This window comes from Streptomyces sp. NPDC050610 (assembly GCF_040654875.1).
GTDB lineage: Bacteria > Actinomycetota > Actinomycetes > Streptomycetales > Streptomycetaceae > Streptomyces.
The window spans coordinates 148,765-167,110 of the sequence record NZ_JBFAIV010000002.1; the positions used below are offsets into that span (position 1 = coordinate 148,765).

The 18,346-nt window shown below is 72.1% G+C and carries 22 protein-coding genes; 10 read left to right on the plus strand and 12 right to left on the minus strand.

Annotated features, from left to right (window positions below; all coding sequences use genetic code 11):
• Positions 1–9: 9 nt before the first annotated feature.
• Entirely contained in the window at positions 10–339 is a 330-nt protein-coding gene (locus tag AB0I22_RS02895) for a hypothetical protein (protein WP_363128816.1), read from the plus strand.
• Positions 340–515: 176 nt separating this feature from the next.
• On the opposite strand, the gene AB0I22_RS02900 is transcribed toward AB0I22_RS02895, so the two are convergent.
• Positions 516–725, minus strand: a complete 210-nt coding sequence (locus AB0I22_RS02900) for a DUF397 domain-containing protein (protein ID WP_363128817.1) — start codon at positions 723–725, stop codon at positions 516–518.
• Complete coding sequence (locus AB0I22_RS02905) at positions 722–1,582, minus strand: helix-turn-helix transcriptional regulator (protein WP_363128818.1); 861 nt, start codon at positions 1,580–1,582, stop codon at positions 722–724. The genes AB0I22_RS02900 and AB0I22_RS02905 overlap by 4 nt, the downstream gene beginning before the upstream one ends.
• Positions 1,583–1,768: 186 nt before the next feature.
• Here AB0I22_RS02905 and AB0I22_RS02910 point away from each other — a divergent pair, with 186 nt between their 5' ends.
• The 3 genes from AB0I22_RS02910 to AB0I22_RS02920 all read left to right on the plus strand — a co-directional run bounded on the left by AB0I22_RS02910 (position 1,769) and on the right by AB0I22_RS02920 (position 3,264).
• Positions 1,769–2,239: an ATP-binding protein gene (locus AB0I22_RS02910; protein WP_363128819.1), complete on the plus strand. Its 471-nt coding sequence runs from the start codon at positions 1,769–1,771 to the stop codon at positions 2,237–2,239.
• A gap of 115 nt (positions 2,240–2,354) precedes the next feature.
• Positions 2,355–2,813, plus strand: coding sequence for a class I SAM-dependent methyltransferase (locus AB0I22_RS02915; protein ID WP_363128820.1), 459 nt, complete (start codon positions 2,355–2,357; stop codon positions 2,811–2,813).
• A complete protein-coding gene (locus AB0I22_RS02920) occupies positions 2,806–3,264 on the plus strand; it encodes a hypothetical protein (RefSeq protein WP_363128821.1) in 459 nt (152 codons plus the stop codon). The genes AB0I22_RS02915 and AB0I22_RS02920 overlap by 8 nt, the downstream gene beginning before the upstream one ends.
• Positions 3,265–3,299: 35 nt before the next feature.
• Here the strand turns inward: AB0I22_RS02920 and AB0I22_RS02925 are convergent, their stop codons facing one another.
• The 7 genes from AB0I22_RS02925 to AB0I22_RS02955 form a co-directional block, all read right to left on the minus strand.
• Positions 3,300–3,422, minus strand: coding sequence for a hypothetical protein (locus AB0I22_RS02925; protein WP_363128822.1), 123 nt, complete (start codon positions 3,420–3,422; stop codon positions 3,300–3,302).
• 275 nt (positions 3,423–3,697) lie between these two features.
• The gene (gene def, locus AB0I22_RS02930; RefSeq protein WP_363128823.1) at positions 3,698–4,327 is read right to left on the minus strand and encodes a peptide deformylase; all 630 of its coding nucleotides are present in this window, start codon (positions 4,325–4,327) and stop codon (positions 3,698–3,700) included.
• 105 nt (positions 4,328–4,432) lie between these two features.
• Positions 4,433–5,419 (minus strand): hypothetical protein, encoded by a 987-nt coding sequence (locus tag AB0I22_RS02935; protein ID WP_363128824.1) that lies wholly within the window; start codon positions 5,417–5,419, stop codon positions 4,433–4,435.
• A 251-nt stretch (positions 5,420–5,670) separates the two neighbouring features.
• The gene (locus AB0I22_RS02940) at positions 5,671–6,882 is read right to left on the minus strand and encodes an HD domain-containing protein (RefSeq protein WP_363129092.1); all 1,212 of its coding nucleotides are present in this window, start codon (positions 6,880–6,882) and stop codon (positions 5,671–5,673) included.
• A 68-nt stretch (positions 6,883–6,950) separates the two neighbouring features.
• Positions 6,951–8,543: an HD-GYP domain-containing protein gene (locus tag AB0I22_RS02945; RefSeq protein WP_363128825.1), complete on the minus strand. Its 1,593-nt coding sequence runs from the start codon at positions 8,541–8,543 to the stop codon at positions 6,951–6,953.
• Between the two features lie 294 nt (positions 8,544–8,837).
• The gene (rsrA, locus tag AB0I22_RS02950; RefSeq protein ID WP_363128826.1) at positions 8,838–9,248 is read right to left on the minus strand and encodes a mycothiol system anti-sigma-R factor; all 411 of its coding nucleotides are present in this window, start codon (positions 9,246–9,248) and stop codon (positions 8,838–8,840) included.
• Positions 9,245–9,940 (minus strand): sigma-70 family RNA polymerase sigma factor, encoded by a 696-nt coding sequence (locus AB0I22_RS02955; RefSeq protein WP_363128827.1) that lies wholly within the window; start codon positions 9,938–9,940, stop codon positions 9,245–9,247. Before AB0I22_RS02955 ends, rsrA begins: the two co-directional genes overlap by 4 nt.
• Before the next feature lie 362 nt (positions 9,941–10,302).
• Here AB0I22_RS02955 and AB0I22_RS02960 point away from each other — a divergent pair, with 362 nt between their 5' ends.
• On the plus strand, positions 10,303–10,890 hold the full coding sequence (locus AB0I22_RS02960; protein WP_363128828.1) for an XRE family transcriptional regulator: 588 nt from the start codon (positions 10,303–10,305) through the stop codon (positions 10,888–10,890).
• Here the strand turns inward: AB0I22_RS02960 and AB0I22_RS02965 are convergent.
• Positions 10,817–11,494 carry an alpha/beta family hydrolase gene (locus AB0I22_RS02965; RefSeq protein WP_363128829.1) on the minus strand — a complete coding sequence of 226 codons (678 nt, stop codon included), beginning with the start codon at positions 11,492–11,494 and terminating at the stop codon, positions 10,817–10,819. The two genes, AB0I22_RS02960 and AB0I22_RS02965, sit on opposite strands and share 74 nt — an antisense overlap.
• Before the next feature lie 397 nt (positions 11,495–11,891).
• Here AB0I22_RS02965 and AB0I22_RS02970 point away from each other — a divergent pair, with 397 nt between their 5' ends.
• On the plus strand, positions 11,892–12,791 hold the full coding sequence (locus AB0I22_RS02970) for a PaaX family transcriptional regulator C-terminal domain-containing protein (protein ID WP_363128830.1): 900 nt from the start codon (positions 11,892–11,894) through the stop codon (positions 12,789–12,791).
• Positions 12,792–12,796: 5 nt separating this feature from the next.
• On the opposite strand, the gene AB0I22_RS02975 is transcribed toward AB0I22_RS02970, so the two are convergent.
• Positions 12,797–13,615: an SOS response-associated peptidase gene (locus tag AB0I22_RS02975; protein ID WP_363128831.1), complete on the minus strand. Its 819-nt coding sequence runs from the start codon at positions 13,613–13,615 to the stop codon at positions 12,797–12,799.
• A gap of 178 nt (positions 13,616–13,793) precedes the next feature.
• Here AB0I22_RS02975 and AB0I22_RS02980 point away from each other — a divergent pair, with 178 nt between their 5' ends.
• The 4 genes from AB0I22_RS02980 to AB0I22_RS02995 all read left to right on the plus strand — a co-directional run bounded on the left by AB0I22_RS02980 (position 13,794) and on the right by AB0I22_RS02995 (position 17,404).
• Positions 13,794–14,507, plus strand: coding sequence for a M50 family metallopeptidase (locus AB0I22_RS02980; protein WP_363128832.1), 714 nt, complete (start codon positions 13,794–13,796; stop codon positions 14,505–14,507).
• Between the two features lie 102 nt (positions 14,508–14,609).
• The gene (aroA, locus tag AB0I22_RS02985; RefSeq protein WP_363128833.1) at positions 14,610–15,956 is read left to right on the plus strand and encodes a 3-phosphoshikimate 1-carboxyvinyltransferase; all 1,347 of its coding nucleotides are present in this window, start codon (positions 14,610–14,612) and stop codon (positions 15,954–15,956) included.
• A gap of 10 nt (positions 15,957–15,966) precedes the next feature.
• On the plus strand, positions 15,967–16,977 hold the full coding sequence (rsgA, locus tag AB0I22_RS02990) for a ribosome small subunit-dependent GTPase A (protein ID WP_363128834.1): 1,011 nt from the start codon (positions 15,967–15,969) through the stop codon (positions 16,975–16,977).
• Between the two features lie 103 nt (positions 16,978–17,080).
• Positions 17,081–17,404 (plus strand): multidrug efflux SMR transporter, encoded by a 324-nt coding sequence (locus AB0I22_RS02995; protein ID WP_363128835.1) that lies wholly within the window; start codon positions 17,081–17,083, stop codon positions 17,402–17,404.
• Between the two features lie 187 nt (positions 17,405–17,591).
• Here the strand turns inward: AB0I22_RS02995 and AB0I22_RS03000 are convergent, their stop codons facing one another.
• Entirely contained in the window at positions 17,592–18,293 is a 702-nt protein-coding gene (locus tag AB0I22_RS03000; protein WP_363128836.1) for a TetR/AcrR family transcriptional regulator, read from the minus strand.
• Between the last annotated feature and the right edge of the window lie 53 nt (positions 18,294–18,346).

The window sequence follows — 18,346 nt, forward strand, 5'->3', positions numbered from 1 at the left end:
TGATTCGACTTGTCTGCTCACGCCGATCGGTTGGTGGAAATTATTCGACTCGTCGTCGACTCGGATGCGCGACATCGGGAACTCGGGGCAGATAAAGTGACAGACTGGGTGGGCAGCTATTCTCGCGATGATGTTGCATTGATGGCCTCCATTCTTTCCGTCTGCGCCGCCTGCGAGCAGGACACTTCCACATTGGAATCCCAACTGAATGCCCTGTTGAGTCTAGGGGCGAGCGGCTTTCTCCAAACCGAAAATATGGCACGTTTGCATGAGGTCAATCGTGATGCATTGCCAGGGGGCTTGGGGGATTACATTGACGACTTGCTGGAGGCGGACTGACGGCGTTCCCTGCCGACGGCTCCGTCAGGAGCCATGGCCACATCTATGCGGTTGGTGCCCTCGTTGCCGTTCGAGGACTTCTGCCAGGTCAGTAGGGGCACATTCACGCAAGGCCCCGCGCCCTATACGACCGTTTGCGCGTGGCCATGGGGATTACCCCGTCGAACGCGACTGGCTCACACACGCGACGGCCCCGCGCCGAACCTGTCAGACTTGATGCCCGATATGAGCGTGCGCAGCACCTCCGGCCTGGTGGAGAGCACAGTGCCGGGGGCGTCGCTCTCGCAGACGCAGACAGCTCCGTCAGGAGTTGCGGCCACGTAGATGCAGTTGGCGCCCTCATTGCTGTATGAGGACTTCTGCCAGGTCAGCGGGGGCATCTTCATCCCTTGCGAGTCTCTTGTGCGATGCGGTGGATCAGGTCCCGCGACCGGGTCGTGCCTAGGGCTCGGGATTCCATGCGGTCCAGTACCGAGGTGTACTTCGTCAACTGCGCTTCGGCGTCAAGGAAGTCGCAGCCCATCTCTGTGTCGACCACCACCGTGTCCAGCTGCGGCACAAGGCCGCCGGCATACGTGATGGGCTGGCCCGAGATGGGAAACGAGGCTTCGCCGAATGGGATGACCAAGACGGAGATGTGGCCGTGCTCGCTCATCTCGTTGAGATGGTCGAGTTGCTCGCTCGTGACACTCGGGCCGCCATGGCCCATTCGTAGGGCCGCTTCGTGCACGATCGCAGTGTAGGGGGCCGGGCTGGCCCCGAAGAGGATCGCTTGGCGTTTGATGCGGTACGAGACACGGTGCTCGACTTCATGCGGGCGCAGCGGCGGAAGGTTCTCGCGGAATGTCGCGCGAGCGTATTCCGTGGTCTGGAGCAGTCCGGGGATATGGACCACTACCGCGACGCGCACCGCTGTCGAGTGATGTTCGAGTTCGGCGAGGTCCAGCAGCGCTTTCGGGAGGAGTTCCCGGTACTCCTCCCACCAGCCGCGCTTCCTCGTGCCGGTCATACCGGCGAGCGCGTCGACGTAATCCGGGTCCGAGCATGTGTAGTTGCCGGCCAAGGTGCGCACGCGTTCCGCGCTCACCGCGTACCGGCCCGCTTCGATGTTGCTGATCCTCGCCTGATTGCCACCGAGGAGGCCGGCGGCAGCGGTTGAGGACAGCCCCGCCCGTTCCCGTAGTTTGCGCAGCTCAGCACCCAGACGTTGCTGCCTCAGCGTGGGGGAGCTGACCGACGGCATGCGTGCCCTCTCTTCGCTCGAACAGAATGCCCCTCGTCACTCACACGAGGGGACCTGTAAGGCATTCCTCTATGTTGATGGAATACCTTACATATCAGGCGCTACGGTGTGGCCTGACTCGCCCCTTCAACTGCCAGTGCCACGCAGTCGAACGGGCTCCAACTCCACCTCCCATCAGGAGGCTCCATGGCAACCGTATCTTCACAGCAGCCCTGGACGTACACCCTCGATCTCCCCCACGACCCGCGCGCAGCCGGCGTGGCGCGGACCACCCTGCGGGCCGTGCTGTTCCGGCACGCCATAAGTGAACTCGTCGACGTCGCAGAGCTGTTGACCAGCGAACTCGTCACCAACGCCTACCTGCACTCCGACGGGCCGGCTTCCCTGCGGCTGCACAGTACCGGCCTGGAGGACGAACGGCTGCGGGTGAGTGTGTGGGATACAAACCCCGACATTCCGACGACGTTCCGCGAACGGGTCGCTCCGCCGCGGGACTGCGACCGAGAAGGGGAGGGCGGGCGCGGACTGCTGCTTGTACAGATGTGCGCCGACAGATGGGGAAGCCATCTGCTCGACGACGAACTCTGCGGCAAACGCGGCAAGATGCTCTGGTTCGAACTCGATGCCAATGGCAGCACGTATAGGACTGCCGCCTAGCCTCAGGGGCGGGCGTCATACCGGCGTCAGAGCGGACGCGAATCGGCCGGGCGGCAGCGGGCCTTGATGTGGACGCGTTCGCCCTGGGGCTGAGGATGCCGAGGAATTCCACCGAGTGCTCGTCGCCGAGGCCGGCGACTTGTCACCGGGCCAGGCGCTCGACGTCGGGTGCGGCGAAGGCGCCGACGCGCTCTGGCTGGCCCGGCGGGGCTGGCGGGTCACCGCGGTCGACGTGTCCGAGGTCGCCCTGCGACGCGCCGCCGCCGCTGCCGCCGATGCCAGCGGGCGCGTGGCGTGGGCGCGGGACGACCTCACCACCACCCCTCCCCCGGTACGCGCCTTCGACCTGGTGTCCATCCACTACTTCCCACTCCGCCGCGAGCCGGGCCACTCGGCGCTGTACGGGCTCCTGGACGCCGTCACCCCCGGCGGCACCCTCCTCTTCGCCACCCACTCCCTCTCGGACCTGGCCGCGCACCGGAGTGTGGACTCTGATCCCGCCGACTACTACCAGCCCGACGACATCGCCCAACTCCTCGGCCTCGAACCGGAAAGAGTTACGTTCCATGATTGAGTTCATTTTCTCCGTCCGCCCAGACCAGGGAGACCCCACCGGGTTCGACTTGGGGGACATGCTCTGCGTGGGCGACTCAGGGGAGGAGACATCATCAGGCAAGAGCCCTGACCAAGGCATGATGATCTACATTTCGGTCGCGCAGCTCCTCGCTGAACTTTCAAGCTTCTTCGAGGCGCCGGGCGTCAAAGCCTTGAGGTATACCGGGGTCGACACCTCGTTCGGGTTGACGTTCCGAAGAAAGGCCAGAAAAAGTATCTCGGTGGCGGGGGCCGGCGGAATCTTTACGGAAGCGGACGAGGTCGACCTGGCCGAGTCCGCCCTCCGGGCAGCTGAGGAGTTTTCAGCTGCCCACGTGAGTCAACTGCCGGCCAACGACGCCGCCTACCAGGATTACCAGGCGGCGCTGGCCCAGTTCCGTCGGATAGTCTCACAACGCACGCGGAACTAGCAGAAATTGGTGCCGAGCCAAGATTCGTCCCGCAATCAGGGGGCAGGCGCGGGCTGTTGCTTGTACAGATGTGCGCCGACAGACAGGGAAGCTATCTGCTCGGCGACGAACCCTGCGGCAAACGCGGCAAGATGCTCTGGTTCGAACTCGATGCCCATGGCAGCACGTATAAGACTGCCGCCTAGCCGCAGGGGCGGGCGTCATACCGGCGTCAGAGCGGACGCGAATCGGCCGGGCGGCAGCGGGCCTTGATGTGGACGCGTTCGCGGGCGCGCGCCGACCTCACCGCCACCCCGCCCCCCGGCCGGTGCGTTCGGCCTGGTGAGCGTCCACTACTTCCCGCTCCGCCGCGAGCCGGGGCACTCGGCGCTGTACGGGCCCCTGGACGCCCGCGCTGAGCCGCCCCGTAGCAGAGAAAGAAGCCGCCGGAAGATCAGCCGTTCTCGACCACCGGGTACCGCGGCGTCCCCTCTTCCATCTGCCGCAGCGCGTCCTTGCGGTCGCGCTTGGAGAGGCGGTCGATGTAGAGGTAGCCGTAGAGGTGATCGGTCTCGTGCTGGAGGCAGCGGGCGAAGTAGCCGGTGCCCTGGACGGCGATGGGGTTGCCCTGGGCGTCCTGGCCGCGGACGATCGCGTAGTCGGGGCGGGCCAGGGACGCGTAGGCCGTGGGGACCGACAGGCAGCCCTCGTTGGAGTCGTCGAGGACGCGCTCGGCGGCGGGCAGTTCGTCGAGGACCGGGTTGCAGACGGCGCCGACGTGCCGGACGCCCTCGTCGTCGGGGCAGTCGTAGACGAAGACCTTGAGGCCGACGCCGATCTGGTTGGCGGCGAGGCCGACGCCCTCGGCGGTGCGCTGGCTCGCGAACATGTCGTCGATGAGCTGCGCGAGGTCGTCGCCGAACTCGGTGACGTCCTCGCACTCCTTGTGCAGCACCGGATTGCCGACGACGGTGATCGGCCGGGACGTGCCGCGCTCGCGGTGCGCGGCCTCGCGCGCCTCGGCGTCCACCGTGTCGTCGAAGAACTCGTCGACCGACTGCCGCTCAGTGTCTTGCTGCGCCATGTTCGCCGCACGCCTCTCTAAAAACCCACGCTACAAAATCAGGGCAGCCGAAAACGCTGCTGATACAGGGTACGGGGCCGCCGGAGAGGTCGGCGGACCTCTCGGTCAGCAGACCTCTTCCAGATCCCGCCACTCGCGCGAGTCCGGGCTGTCGGCGACCCAGCCGTCGAGCAGGCCCCGTACGAGCCCGGAGGGGGCCGCGATGCCGCATTCGCGCTCGGGCACCCAGAGCGAGCCGGAGCCGGCCGTGCGGTGGCCCAGCGGGCCGGGGTGGCCGGGTTCGCTGTGGTCGTGGGGGTCGAGGTGCTCGCCCTCGCCCTCGTCGCTGGGCATCCGGCTCTCGGAACACGTACGGCACAGCAGACGCACGGAGGAGGACCAGTCCTCGGCCGCGAACCCGGCGTCGGCGGCGAGCCGCTCCAGGGCGTCCCGGTCGGCCTCCGTGGCGGCCTCCAGGAGGACCACCCAGGTGGGTACGGGCGAGGGGGCCCATAGCTCGATCTCGTCGAAGACGGGGTACGAGGGGCCCGCGGCGGTGGTGCGCTCGCCGTGCGGAACGCCGTCGTGCAGCACGACCTCGCCCCAGCGGCGTCCGGAGGACGGCAGCGGGATGGACAGCACCTCGATACGGGCGGGGTCCAGGCGGCGGCCCCAGACGACCTCGGCCTCGCCCTCCGGCGAGAGCCGTACGGCGGCGCTGCCCAGTTCCATGCCGAGCGGTTCGCCCGAGGGCGCGCCCTCACCGGGCACCCGGAGCCCGTACGCCTGCCAGGCCCGGCGGGCCAGCGGCCAGTCCTGGAGGGCGGTGGCGGCGATGCCGACGTTCCACCAGTCGGGGGCCCCGGCCTCGCGGTCCAGGAGGGCCACGGCCCGCAGCCCGGCGGCGCGCGCCTGGTCCCAGTCGTGCCGGAACTTGTGCAGCAGCGCCAGGTTGAACCAGGACTCCGAGAGCCACGGCTCCATGTCGGCGGCGCGCGTCAGCAGCGCGCCCGCGTCCTCGTACCGGCCGTCGCCGATGAGAGTGAACGCGCGGTCGGTCGCCTGCCGCCAAGAGGCGGAAGGCCGATGCCGTACCTTGCCGAAGATCCTCACGATTCCCGCCTGCCGGTTTCTCCTTGGTCCCGCGCCCAGCCGCCACAGCGGGCGGCGACGTCCTCCCTGACGACAACCTGCCACACATTGACGGACATCTCAGCCCGGCCCCTCTGTTCCCGTTCGAGGAGGGGACCCATCACACCTTCTTGCCATCTGCGATGCGTCCGACACCCCTGTCTTCGCATCCAACCATGCCCCTTCGGGCGGGCGCTCATTACCCATGGGTTCCGTTGATCTTCCTCGGCCCCTTACCGGATGCCGCCGCCGCGCGCCAGAACGCGTGCCAGGGCCTCCACCACCACGGGCGCGTGATCCCGCGCGGTGGCCAGGCGCAGCCGCTCCAGGGCGCGCAGCGGGCCGTGCGGGCCGTCGTCCGCGAGGCGGCCGACAAGGTCGTCGTAGGCGTTGACGGTACGGACGATACGGGCGGTGACCGGCTGGTCGCGGTACGGGTCCGCCTGCCGTTCCACCACCGCGGCGACCTCTTCGGGCACTCCGGTCTGCCGCACCACCGCGCCGCCCAGCAGGGCGATCCGGCGCTGTTCGGCGGGCGGCAGCGGCTCGGTGGCCCCGGCGGGCACCGGGTCGACCAGGGACAGCTGGCCGATGTCGTGCATCAGGGCCGCGTACTCCAGCACGGTGAGCTCCGGCTCGGACAGCCCCAGCTCGCGGCCGACGGCCCGGCCGAGCGCGGCGACGCGGCGGGCGTGGCCGGCGGGCGTGTAGCCGGCGATCTCGGTGCAGCGGGCGAGGGAGGCGATGGTCTGCGCGTACGTGGCCCGTACGGCGCCGTGGCGGCGCAGGGAGAACTGCGTCAGCAGCAGGGGCACGCAGAAGACGGGCAGCGCCCACAGCCCGGCGACGGCGACCGCGAGCGCGATGACCACGCCGGTGGCGCAGATCGCGGAGCCGACGCCGAGCAGGCCGCGCAGTTCGTCGCGGAGCAGCGGCCCGTACGGCCAGCCGGTGCGGGCGCGGGCGAGGGCCGCGGAGAGCACGGCGTCGCACAGGGCGGTGAGGGCGAGCAGGAGCAGCAGGAAGGGTGCGTAGTACGGGCCGTGGCCGGGCCACCGGGTCAAGGCGCCGGTGTTGTAGAGCGGTTGGAAGCAGGTGGCGGCGAAGGCGACGGTCAGCAGGCGGCGTACGAGGTGGTCCAGTACCGGACCACGGCCGGCCGCCAGGCGGGGCACGGCCCCGGCGAGGGTGGCGGCGAGGACGACGGCGAGCACTTGGAGGGCGCCGTGCGAGGTGGGGTGGCGGTCGGTCTCGCCGAGCAGCGCGTAGGCGAGCGCCACGGCGGCGGCGAGCGGCGCGGGCTCGCGGCCCCCTGCGCCCTGCCGGGCCAGTTCGCCGACGGCGATCAAGGCGCCGAAGGCGAGTGCGACTTGGGGGTCGGTGACGCCGCTCCGGAGGGTTCCGGCGAGGGACACGGCGGCGAGCGCGCCCGCTACGGAGTACAGGACGGCGACGCTGAGAGGGGCGTGCGGGGCGTACGGAGCGGCGTACGGGCGCGACGCGCTCTCCCGGCTCACCGGGCGCCGCCCCTCGGCCCCGGAGGCGGCCCTGGAGTCGGTCCCGGGGGCGGCCCTGGAGTCGGTCCCGGGGGCGGTCCGGGAGGCGGTCCCGGAATCGGTCCCTTAGTCGCTCCCGGAGGCTGTCCCTGAGTCGTCCCCGGGGGTGCTCCTGAAGACGGCCGCTCGGGCGGGCCGTCGGCGGCGCGAGGCACGCCCGGCCCGCCGCCGCCGACGGCGGCGCGGGGCGCCCCGACCCGCTGCACAGCAGCCGGCGGGGCCTCTGAAGGGACGTTTCCGCTGAGGTCGTCGGGGGTTTCCCCGACAGCGTCCGCGGTGACCGCCGGATGCCAGCCGTGGCGGTCGAGGGCGCGCGCGAGGGCGCCGACCATGAGGGGGTCGAACTGCGTTCCGGCGCAGCGCCGCAGCTCCTCGACGGCCGCCGGTACGGGCCGCCCACGCCGGTACGTACGGGTCGACGTCATCGCGTCGAAGGCGTCCGCGACGGCCACCACCCGCGCGAACAGCGGGATGTGACGGCCACTCAGCCCGTAGGGGTAACCGCTCCCGTCGAGCCGCTCGTGGTGGTGGAGGATCGCCGCGCGGGCCTCGTCGAGGAAGCCGATGCCGCGCACCATCTCGTGCCCGTACTCGGGGTGCAGCTCGATGACGCGCCGCTCCTGCGGGGTGAGGGGGCCGTTCTTGCGCAACAGCCGGGTGGGGACGCCGAGTTTGCCGACGTCGTGCAGGATGCCCGCGAAGCGCAGCGCTTCGAGGCGGTCGCCGTCCATGCCCAGTTCGCGGGCGATCAGCACGGACGCGCGGCCGACCCGCTCGCTGTGGCCGCGCGTGTACCGGTCCTTGATGTCGACGGCCTGCACCAGGGCCCGGATGGTGGCCTGGTGGGCGGCGCGTTCGCGGTGGTACTGGGCGAAGACCCAGCAGGAGATGTACATCGGCAGCAGCACGAGCAGGGCGGCCGCCGGCCCGTACGTGGAGTGCCAGAGGACCGCCATCATCAGCCCGGCCAGCCCGTGCACCAGGTGCGGGGCGAGCGAACCGAGCAGCGGGGCGCGCCAGGCGGTGCGCGGGGAGCTGCGTTCGGCGGCGACCAGGATGCCGCCGTCGAGGGCGGCGGAGACGGCGGAGAAGGCCAGTGCGGCGGCCGCGGCGGGCAGCAGGACGTGCGGGAAGTCGGGGGCGGTGATCGCGCGGTGGGTCCCGAGCGCGAAGACGTGGGAGGCGGCGTGGACGGCGAGCGAGAGCCGGGCGGCGTGCCAGAGCCGCCGCACGCGGGCCGGGCTCCGCTCGACGGGGGCGGCGAGGGCCCCGGGCACCGCGACGAGCCCGGCGAGGGGCGGCGGCAGCAGGAAGGCCGCCGCCAGCAGCACGGGGAAGAACGCGCCGGCGCCGGTGGGCGCGGCTCTGCCCGCCGGGGGGCGGCGGGTGAGCCGTTCGCACAGGGCGTAGAGCGCGGCGAGCGCGAGAGCGGTGGCCCAGGGGGCCCGGGGCGTATCGCGGTCGATCCGCAGCGCCGGGGCCGCGCAGAGGGCGGCGGTGAGCGCGACGCACAGGATGTACGCGCGGGCCGTGGCCGGAAGTGTGCGCATGGAGCCCTCCCCGTCCGTCCGCCTTGCGCGTCGAGATGGGGAGAATAGGCCGGGCCGCCAGGGGGAGGGGCCGCATCCGCGAATTGGCCCGAGCGAACCGGCCGGAAGCACACCTTCAGGTGAAAAGTACGGCCATGCGATGACAGCCGAGGGCGGTGTCAGGTATCGGACACCGCCGCGTGGAACGGCAGGGGCACCCCTGGATCAGGTGGCGGACAAGCCCCGGAGGGGGCCAGGTAACCGAGGGGGTCAGGCGGCGGACAGGCCCCAGAGGGGGTCAGGTGGCCGAGGGGGTCAGGTGGCGGACAGCCCCGGAGGCTGGACGCCGAGCCGGGACTCGGCGTCGCCCTTGGCCCCCTTGGTCCCCTCAGCCTCGGCCGCCCGCGCTTCCGCGGCCCTGGCCTCCGCGGCCCGCGCCTCGGCCACCACGTCCATGTCCGGCACCGTCTGACCGGAACGGATCAGCTCGATCCGCCCCATCACCTTGGCCCGGAGGTCCGCCGGTACGTCGTCGTGCCCGCAGCAGCGCTTGACGAGCTTCTTCACCGCCTGCTCCAGGCCGTACTTCTCCAGGCAGGGCGAGCACTCGTCGATGTGCACTTCGAACTTGGCGCAGTCGCCGTCCGGCATCTCATGGTCGAGGAACTCGTAGAGATGGCTGAGGATCTCCGAGCAATCCGTCTCGTGCGGCTCTCCGCAGCTCATGAGTCCGAGCCTTTCCCGTCGTGCGACTCGTCCGACGCGTTCGAAGCGGTCGCGGCTCCTGCCGGGACGAGCCCGCGCTCACGGGCGTAGTCCTCCAGCATGCCGCGCAGTTGGCGGCGCCCACGGTGCAGGCGCGACATGACCGTGCCGATGGGCGTACCCATGATGTCGGCGATCTCCTTGTACGCAAAGCCCTCGACGTCCGCGAGGTACACCGCTATGCGGAACTCCTCGGGGATCGCCTGGAGGGCGGCCTTCACGTCGGAGTCCGGCAGATGGTCGAGCGCCTGCGACTCGGCGGAGCGCAGCCCGGTCGACATGTGCGACTCGGCGCGCGCCAGCTGCCAGTCCTCGATCTCCTCCGAGCCGCTGCGCAGCGGCTCGCGCTGCTTCTTGCGGTAGGAGTTGATGAACGTGTTGGTGAGGATGCGGTACAGCCACGCCTTGAGGTTCGTGCCGTCCCGGAACTGGTGGAAGGACGCGTACGCCTTGGCATACGTCTCCTGCACCAGGTCCTCGGCGTCCGCGGGGTTGCGCGTCATGCGCAGCGCCGCTGAGTACATCTGGTCGAGGAAGGTGAGAGCGTCCCGCTCGAAGCGCGCGTTGCGCTCCACGGCGCTCTCCGCGGGCGTCGCGGACTCCCGCGGCCGGCCGTCATCGGTCCCTGCGTCGGTCCCAGTGACCGGACCCACCTCCTCCAAGACGGTGGCGGGACCGGATGCGGACCCGCTCGAATCGGAGAATAGACGACGATCCGGTCCGGCCGCCGCTCCAGCCATACCGGCCTGGTCCACCCGAAGCGTCGACCACTGGACGTCGGCGGCCTGCGGGCGTGACGGGCATGCGATCGAACCCATGCGGGAAGTCCCCATTCCTCTGAGCGTGCCTGTACGTACGTACCTACGCCCCGCACAACAGCAGCCACCCGCCTCCCATTCCCGCGCCGCCCCGTTCCCGGCGACCGGAACCGCGGAACCGCGGAACGGCGGAACGGCGGAACGGCGGAACGGCGGAACCGATTGACAAACTTGCTTGCCGTTCCTGCAATGAGGGGATGAGCGGCTACGAAGAGGTACTGGCGGACGTCGGCCCGCGGCTGCGGCGCGTGCGCCAGGAGCGCGGGGTCACGCTGACCGAGCTGTCGCAGGAGACCGGGATCTCGGTCTCCACGCTCTCCCGCCTGGAGTCCGGCGGCCGGCGCGCCTCGCTGGAGCTGCTGCTGCCGCTCTCCCGCGCCTTCCAGGTGCCGCTGGACGAGCTGGTGGGCGCCCCCGAGGTCGGCGATCCGCGGGTACGGGCGGCGCCGCGCCGGGTGGAGGGGATGACGGTCGTGCCGCTGACCAGGCAGCCGGGCGGCCTCCAGGCGTTCAAGATGGTCATCGACCCGAGCGACGCCGAACCGGACCTGCGGACGCACGAGGGGTACGAATGGCTCTACGTGCTCTCCGGCCGGCTGCGGCTGCTCCTGGCCGACCAGGACCTCCAGCTGCGCTCCGGGGAGGCCGCCGAGTTCGACACCCGGCTGCCGCACTGGTTCGGGGCCGCGGTGGACGCGCCCGTAGAGGTGCTCAGCCTTTTCGGGCGGCAGGGCGAGCGGATGCACGTACGGGCCCGTCCAACCACGACGCGACGGACTCAGTGAGCCCCGCCAAGGCCTCGTCCTGGGTGATGCCGGCCCTCTTGGGCACGGCGAAACCGTGGTCTCCGTAGGGCACGGTCACGACGTCGACGCCCTCCGGGAACTCCTCCGGCCGCCCGAACGGATCACGCCCGCCCTGCACGACGAGCGTCGGCAGCGGCCCGGGCGCGGCCAGCTCCGCGGCCCGGGACTTCTCGGGCTTGCCGGGCGGGTGCAGCGGAAACGACAGCGCCAGCACGGCGAAGGCCCCGAGCTCCACCGCCGTCCGGCACGCGACCCGCGCCCCGGCGCTCCGCCCGCCCGCGACGACGGGCGGCCCGGCCGCGGCGAGTACGGGCCACAGCGCGGTCCAGGCGGCGTCGAGCGCCTTGGGGGCGGGGGCCACCTTCTTCCCGGCCACGCGCCAGGGCTGCTCCACCAGGGCGACGGTCACGCCGCGGTCGGGCAGCGCGGCCGCCAGCGCCCGCAGGTCCCGCGCCTCGATCCCGCCGCCCGCGCCATGCCCGAGGGCCAGTACGAGTCCGGGCTTACGGGCCCTGGCCCAAGTGACGCGCGCGTCGCCGGCGGGGGTGGGAACTGTCTGGGATTCCGTCTCGATCTCGGTCACCCGGTCATCTTGCCGGTCCCTCAATCGCCGGGCGGGCTGACCGGACTCGGCGCGTTCCGGCGCGCCCCGGCGCGCCTCAAAGACGGCCTCAAACGCCGGCCGGGCTGACATGCCCCGGCCTCCCCCTGCATCAACAAGGCCGCACCCAATCCAGCCCGGCCGGCGCTTGAGGCCACCCTGCGGCCCAGCCGCCCCTGAGCCGCACCCAGCCAGCCCGGCCGGCGCTTGAGGCCGCCCTTGAGCTCGGCCGATCCAGCCCGGCCGGCGCTTGAGGCCGTCTTCGCGCACCGGCCCAGGCAGCCCGCCCGGCGATCGCGGCATGGAACCGGCACACAATGGACCCCCCACAGCGCAAGGGGCGGCAAGCCCAGCGGCCCCGAAACGGAGGAAGCCCCCGATGAAGCACAGCCGCGGCCCGGAGCCGGAAGCGGAGCGTCCGGAGATCCCGACACGGCTGCTGGTGCATGCCCTCGTCCGCGAGGACGGGATCGTGGACGCCGGTGAGCTCTACGCCGTCGCCGCCCGGCTCGGCATGACCGACCAGCAGGTCCGGCTGTGCGTCAAACGCCTCGTCACCGAGGGCGGGTTCACGCAGGAGGGCCGGGGCCGCAAGGCCGTCCTGCGGGCCGTGGCCGATGACACCGGGGCCATCGCCCCGGACGCGGACCACGTCCGTTACGCCTACTGCCAGGACGGCGGCCACGCCCCCTGGGACGGGACGTGGCACCTGTTCGCCTTCGCCATCCCCGAGGCGCGCCGCACCGCCCGCGACGCGCTCCGGGAGACCCTGCTCCATCTGGGGGCGGCCCCGGTACAGGGCGGCCTGTACGTCTGCGCCAACCCCGTCGCCGAACTGGTCGAGGCCCGCGCCCGGCACCTCGGCGTGCTCGACACCGTCACCTTCCTCACCAGCACCGACCTCCGCGTCGGCGAGACGGACGAGCCCCGGAAGCTGGCGGCCGCCATCTGGCCCCTGGACGAGATCGCCGCCCGGCACGAACGCCTCGCCGCCTTCGCCGGTACCTGCGCCGCCCGGCTGTCGTCGGAGGAGCCGCTGTCCGGGACGGAGCAGCTCACCCTGGCCGTGGAGCTGGCCGCGGAGTTCGGGCGCGCCATGGATCCGGACCCGCTCCTGCCGCCGGAGCTGCTGCCGCAGCCCTGGCCGGGCAGCCACGCCCGCCGCCTCGCCCAGGAGTGCTGGATGGCCCTCCAGGCCCTCCCGGACGCCCAGGAGGCGCCCACACCCCGGCTCTTCCGCCTCTACAGCGACGCGCTCGCCCCGCGCGGCGGGCGATAGGAGCGTCAGAACAGCGTGCCCGCCTCCGGAGCCTCCAGTTCCGCCAGCAGCTCCGGGCCGTTGTTGCGGACGTTGCTCACGGCGGTGCCCACCGGGTACGCCCGTACGCCGCCCGGCGGCGGCGGAGCCAGCAGCGGCCGCAGTTCGTCCGCGTCCGTGCGCGCCGGGTCCAGCCACGCGTCCCACCGGTCGGCCGGAAGGGCGAGCGGCATGCGGGGGTGGATGTCGGCCAGCGACCGCGGCCCCTCCCCTTCCCCGGCCCCCGCCAGCGGCGTCGTCTCGGCCTCGGTGGTGATCACCGTGCAGGTCGCCCACCACGCCTGGGGGTGGTCGGGCGGCAGCGTGGCGTCGCGCCAGAACTCGTACAGCCCGGCCATCGCCATGACCGATCCGTCGGCCGGCGTCACGAAGTACGGCTGCTTTCGCGGCCGCTTCTTCCGGCCCTGCTCCTCAAGCTGCCGCTCCGCGGCCTCGGTGACCCACTCGTAGTAGCCGTCGGCCGGTATGAGGCAGCGGCGGGCGGTGAAGGCCCGCCGGAAGGACGGCTTCTCGTGCACCGTCTCCGCCCGCGCGTTGATCATCTTGACCCCGACGTCGGGCGACTTGGCCCACGACGGCACGAGTCCCCAGCGCAGCGGCCGCAGCTGGCGAACCGGACGCGGGTCCGCGGCGTCTTTAAGAGGGCGTTCGAGCACCGCGTACACGCTCGCCGTCGGCGCGACGTTCCAGTCGGGAGCCAGCGTCTCCGCCGTGACCCACTTCTCCACGTCGAAGGCTCCGACGAGATCCTCCGGCCGCCGACTGGCCGCGTACCGCCCGCACATACCCGCTCCCTGACTGCCCCGGCCGCCGCCCGGCACCGGGCCTCCGCGCCCGGTCCGGCCCGCGCACCGCTCACGACCGACTCGTATACGACTCACGTCCAACCCTGACAGACACCGCTTCCTCGCCCGCCATGGCCGGGTGCCACACTTCCACGACCGACCAAGGAGCCGCCCCCGTATGGACAGCACGCGAACCGCCGATCTGTGGGACCGCGTCTTCGGCACCCAGCCGGACCCCTCCTCGTGGCTGGTGATCGTCACCGCGGCCGTCGCGCTCGCGGCGGTGGCCCCGCGTCCGGTGTGGCTGCTGACCCGCAACGCGATCACCATCGCCCACGAGGGCGGCCACGGCCTCATAGCCCTGCTCAGCGGCCGCCGCCTGGACGGCATCCGGCTGCACTCGGACACCTCCGGGCTGACGGTGAGCCGCGGCAAGCCGACCGGCCTCGGCATGATCCTGACCGCCGCCGCGGGCTACACCGCGCCGTCCCTGCTGGGCCTGGCCGGGGCCTGGCTGCTGGCCGCGAACCACATCACGGCCCTGCTGTGGGGCGCGACGGTGCTGCTCCTCGCGATGCTGGTGATGATCCGCAACGCGTACGGGGTGCTGACGGTGGTGCTCGCCGGGGCGGCCTTCGTGCTGGTGTCGTGGCTGACGGGGCCGGACGTGCAGGCCGCGTTCGCGTACGGCGTCGTCTGGTTCCTGCTGCTGGGCGGCGTGCGTCCGCCTTTCGAGCTGCAGCGCAAGCGCCGTTACGGCGGGGCGCCGGACTCCGACGCGGACCAGTTGGCCCGGCTCACGCACGTACCGCCGCTGCTGTGGCTGTCGCTGTTCCACGTCGTATCGCTGTGCTCGCTGATCGGCGGCGGCCGCTGGCTGCTCGGGCTGTGACCGCTTCCGCAGCATCGGCCCCCTTACCAGCCGTACGTTTCGCCCAAGTTTCGACATATTTGATCAAGTTTCTCCCTACCGGAGAGCCACTAAGGTAAAGACATGACCGAGAGCCCCGCGCACCCCGCCCTCTGGCCCGCCCCGCTCGCCACCGGGGCCGTCGACGCGACCGTCACCGTGCCCGGTTCGAAATCGGTCACCAACCGCGCGCTCGTGCTGGCCGCCCTGGCCGCCGAGCCGGGCTGGCTGCGCCGCCCGCTGCGCTCCCGCGACACCCTGCTGATGGCCGAGGCGCTGCGCGCGATGGGCGTCGGCATCGAGGAGGGCGTCGGCCCGGACGGCAGCGGCGAGGCCTGGCGGGTGATCCCCGCCGGACTGCACGGCCCGGCCACCGTCGACGTCGGCAACGCCGGCACCGTGATGCGCTTCCTGCCGCCCGTCGCGGCCCTCGCCGGCGGCCCGATCCGCTTCGACGGCGACCCCCGGTCGTACGAGCGTCCGCTGGGCGGCGTCATCGACGCGCTCCGCACGCTCGGCGCCCGCATCGACGACGACGGCCGCGGCGCGCTCCCGATGACCGTGCACGGCGGCGGCGCCCTGGACGGCGGCTCGGTGCGCATCGACGCCTCCTCGTCCTCCCAGTTCGTCAGCGCCCTGCTGCTCTCCGCGCCGCGCTTCAACCAAGGCGTGGAGGTCCGCCACGTGGGCGGCGCGCTGCCCTCGATGCCGCACATCCGGATGACCGTGGACATGCTGCGGATGGCGGGCGCGCGGGTGGACACCCCCGAGTCCGGCGGCGAGCGCGACATGTGGCGGGTCTCCCCCAGCGCCCTGCTCGGCCGCGACCTCACCGTCGAGCCCGACCTCTCCAACGCCCAGCCGTTCCTCGCCGCGGCGCTCGTCACCGGCGGCCGGGTCACCATCCCCGACTGGCCCGAGCGCACCACGCAGCCCGGCGACGCGCTCCGCGAGATCTTCACCGCCATGGGCGGCTCCTGCGAACTGACCGAGGAGGGGCTGACCTTCACCGGCACCGGCTCCGTGCACGGCATCGACATCGACCTCGGCGAGGTCGGCGAGCTGACCCCGGGCATCGCGGCCGTCGCGGCCCTCGCCGACTCCGAGTCCGTACTGCGCGGCGTCGCCCATCTGCGGCTGCACGAGACGGACCGGCTGGCGGCGCTCGTCAAGGAGATCAACGGGCTCGGCGGCGACGTCACCGAGACCGCCGACGGGCTGCGCATCCGCCCGCGCGCGCTGCACGGCGGCGTCTTCCACACCTACGACGACCACCGGCTGGCCACCGCCGCCGCCGTCCTCGGCCTCGCCGTCGACGGGGTCCAGGTCGAGAACGTGGCGACGACCGCCAAGACGCTCCCCGACTTCCCCGAGATGTGGAACGGGATGCTCGGCTCGGTGACCGGGGCGACGACGGTGTCGAGGGCCTGAGACCGCCGCGATGCGCCGCTACGGCAAGAACCCCGACGAGGACGACATCCGCGTCCGCCCCAACCGCAAGGGCAACCGCCCCCGCACCAACATCCGCCCCAAGCACGAGGACGCCGCCGAGGGGTTCGTCCTCACCGTCGACCGCGGCCGGCTCACCGTCCTCGTCGAGGACCGCACCATCCACGCGATGAAGGCCCGCGAGCTGGGCCGCAAGGGCGTGGTCGTCGGCGACCGGGTCGCGGTGGTGGGCGACCTCACCGGGGCCAAGGACACGCTCGCCCGGATCGTACGGGTCGAGACGCGCACCTCCGTGCTGCGCCGTACGGCCGATGACGACGACCCCTTCGAGCGGGTCGTCGTCGCCAACGCCGACCAGCTCGCGATCGTCACCGCGCTGGCCGACCCCGAGCCGCGCCCGCGCCTCATCGACCGCTGCCTGGTGGCCGCCTACGACGCCGGGCTCGAACCGCTGCTCGTGCTCACCAAGGCGGACCTGGCGTCCGCCGACACGCTGCTGGAGTCGTACGGGACGCTCGGCGTCCGGTACGTCGTCACCAGCCGCGACGAGCTGTCCGACGGCGCCGCCGCGGACCGGGTGCGCGAGTGGCTCACCGGCCGCATGACCGCGTTCGTCGGCCACTCCGGGGTCGGCAAGACGACGCTGGTCAACGCCCTGGTCGCCAAGGACCGGCAGCGGGCCACCGGCCATGTCAACGCGGTCACCGGGCGCGGCCGGCACACCACGACGTCCGCGCTCGCCCTGCCGCTCCCGGACGGCGACGGCTGGCTGATCGACACCCCGGGCGTACGGTCCTTCGGACTGCACCACGTGGACCCCGCGCGGGTCGTGCTGGCCTTCCCGGACCTGGTGCCGGGCACCGAGGGCTGCCCGCGCGCGTGCGGCCACGACGAGCCGGAGTGCGCGCTCGACCAGTGGGTGGCCGACGGGCACGCCGATCCGGCCCGGCTCTACTCCCTGCGCCGGCTGCTCGCGACGCGGGAGCGGCGGGAAGGCGATTGATCGTCTACGTTTGCGAATGACCGCGCACGGCGGCTGTCTCGGCGCACCGGCGCCGACACGGTCGCGGACGCGGACGCGGAAACCGACGCGGGAGGAAGAACTGATGGCGTGGCTGCTGGTCGTGGTCGCCGGTCTGCTGGAAACCGGCTTCGCCGTCTGCCTCAAGCTCTCGCACGGCTTCACCCGGCTCTGGCCCACCATCGCGTTCGCCTGCTTCGCGCTGGGCAGCTTCGGCCTGCTGACGCTGTCGCTGCGCAAGCTCGACGTGGGCCCCGCGTACGCCGTGTGGACGGGCATCGGCGCGGCGGGCACCGCCATCTACGGCATGATCTTCCTCGGCGACCTGGTCTCCACGCTGAAACTCGTCTCGATCGGGTTCGTGATCCTGGGCGTCATCGGCCTGCAACTCTCCGGCTCGGCGCACTGACTCATATGAGACGCACCGCGGCTCACCGGCTCGGCGCATCAACACCGCCGGACGCCCCGCGGCTCACCGGCTCGGCGCACTGCCCGTATGAGACGCCCCGCGACTCTCCGGCTCGGCGCACCCACACCGCCGGACGCCCCGAGGCTCTCCAACTCGACGCACTGACGCGTATGAGGCGCGCCGCCGCTCACCAGTCGTGGCCGAGGAGCGCCCGCACCAGCCGGGCCACCTGCTCCGCGGCGGCCCGGTCCGCGGCCGTCGCGCCGGGCGCGGCGTCGCCGGGGGCTTCCGGTGCGGCCTGGTCGCCCGGGTCCGCCGGGGCGATCACGTACGAGAGCGTCATACGGACCGCCGCCTCGCAGGCCCGTACGGCCTCGCCGACCGTCCCCGCGCCCTTGACCGCCCCCTCCTCCAGCACGCCGACGGCCCGGTCCCGGACCAGTTCGGCGAGCACCTGGGGCGGGGGCACGGCGCCGCGCTCCGGCTCCGGCCGCGGCGCGGCGCGCCACGCCGTACGGGCCGGGACCGCGGGCGTCGCCACGGCGGGCAGCCGCTCGCTGCCGCAGCCGGTGAGGGCGGCCCGTACCAGCGGATTGGCGCGGGCCGCGCGGAGGGTCCAGGCGGTCACGGCGGCGCAGCAGTCCCCCGCGTCGGCGTCGTCGCGGGCCGCGGTGTCTGTGAGGGCCCGCGTCACGCCGCCCAGATAGGCGTCGGCCTCGCGCCGCACGAGGGCGCGCGCCAGACCGTCCTTGCTGCCGAACTCGTTGTAGAGGGTCTGCCGGGAGACCCCTGAGGCCGCCGCGACGTCGACCATCCGGACCCCGGCCCACGGCCGGGAGACGAGTGCGGAGAAAGCTGCGTTCAATAAGGCTTCACGCGCTGTAGGCATCGTCGCCTCCCCGGCCGGGCTGTCCGCCCGGCGGCTGTGGGCACAGAATTGAC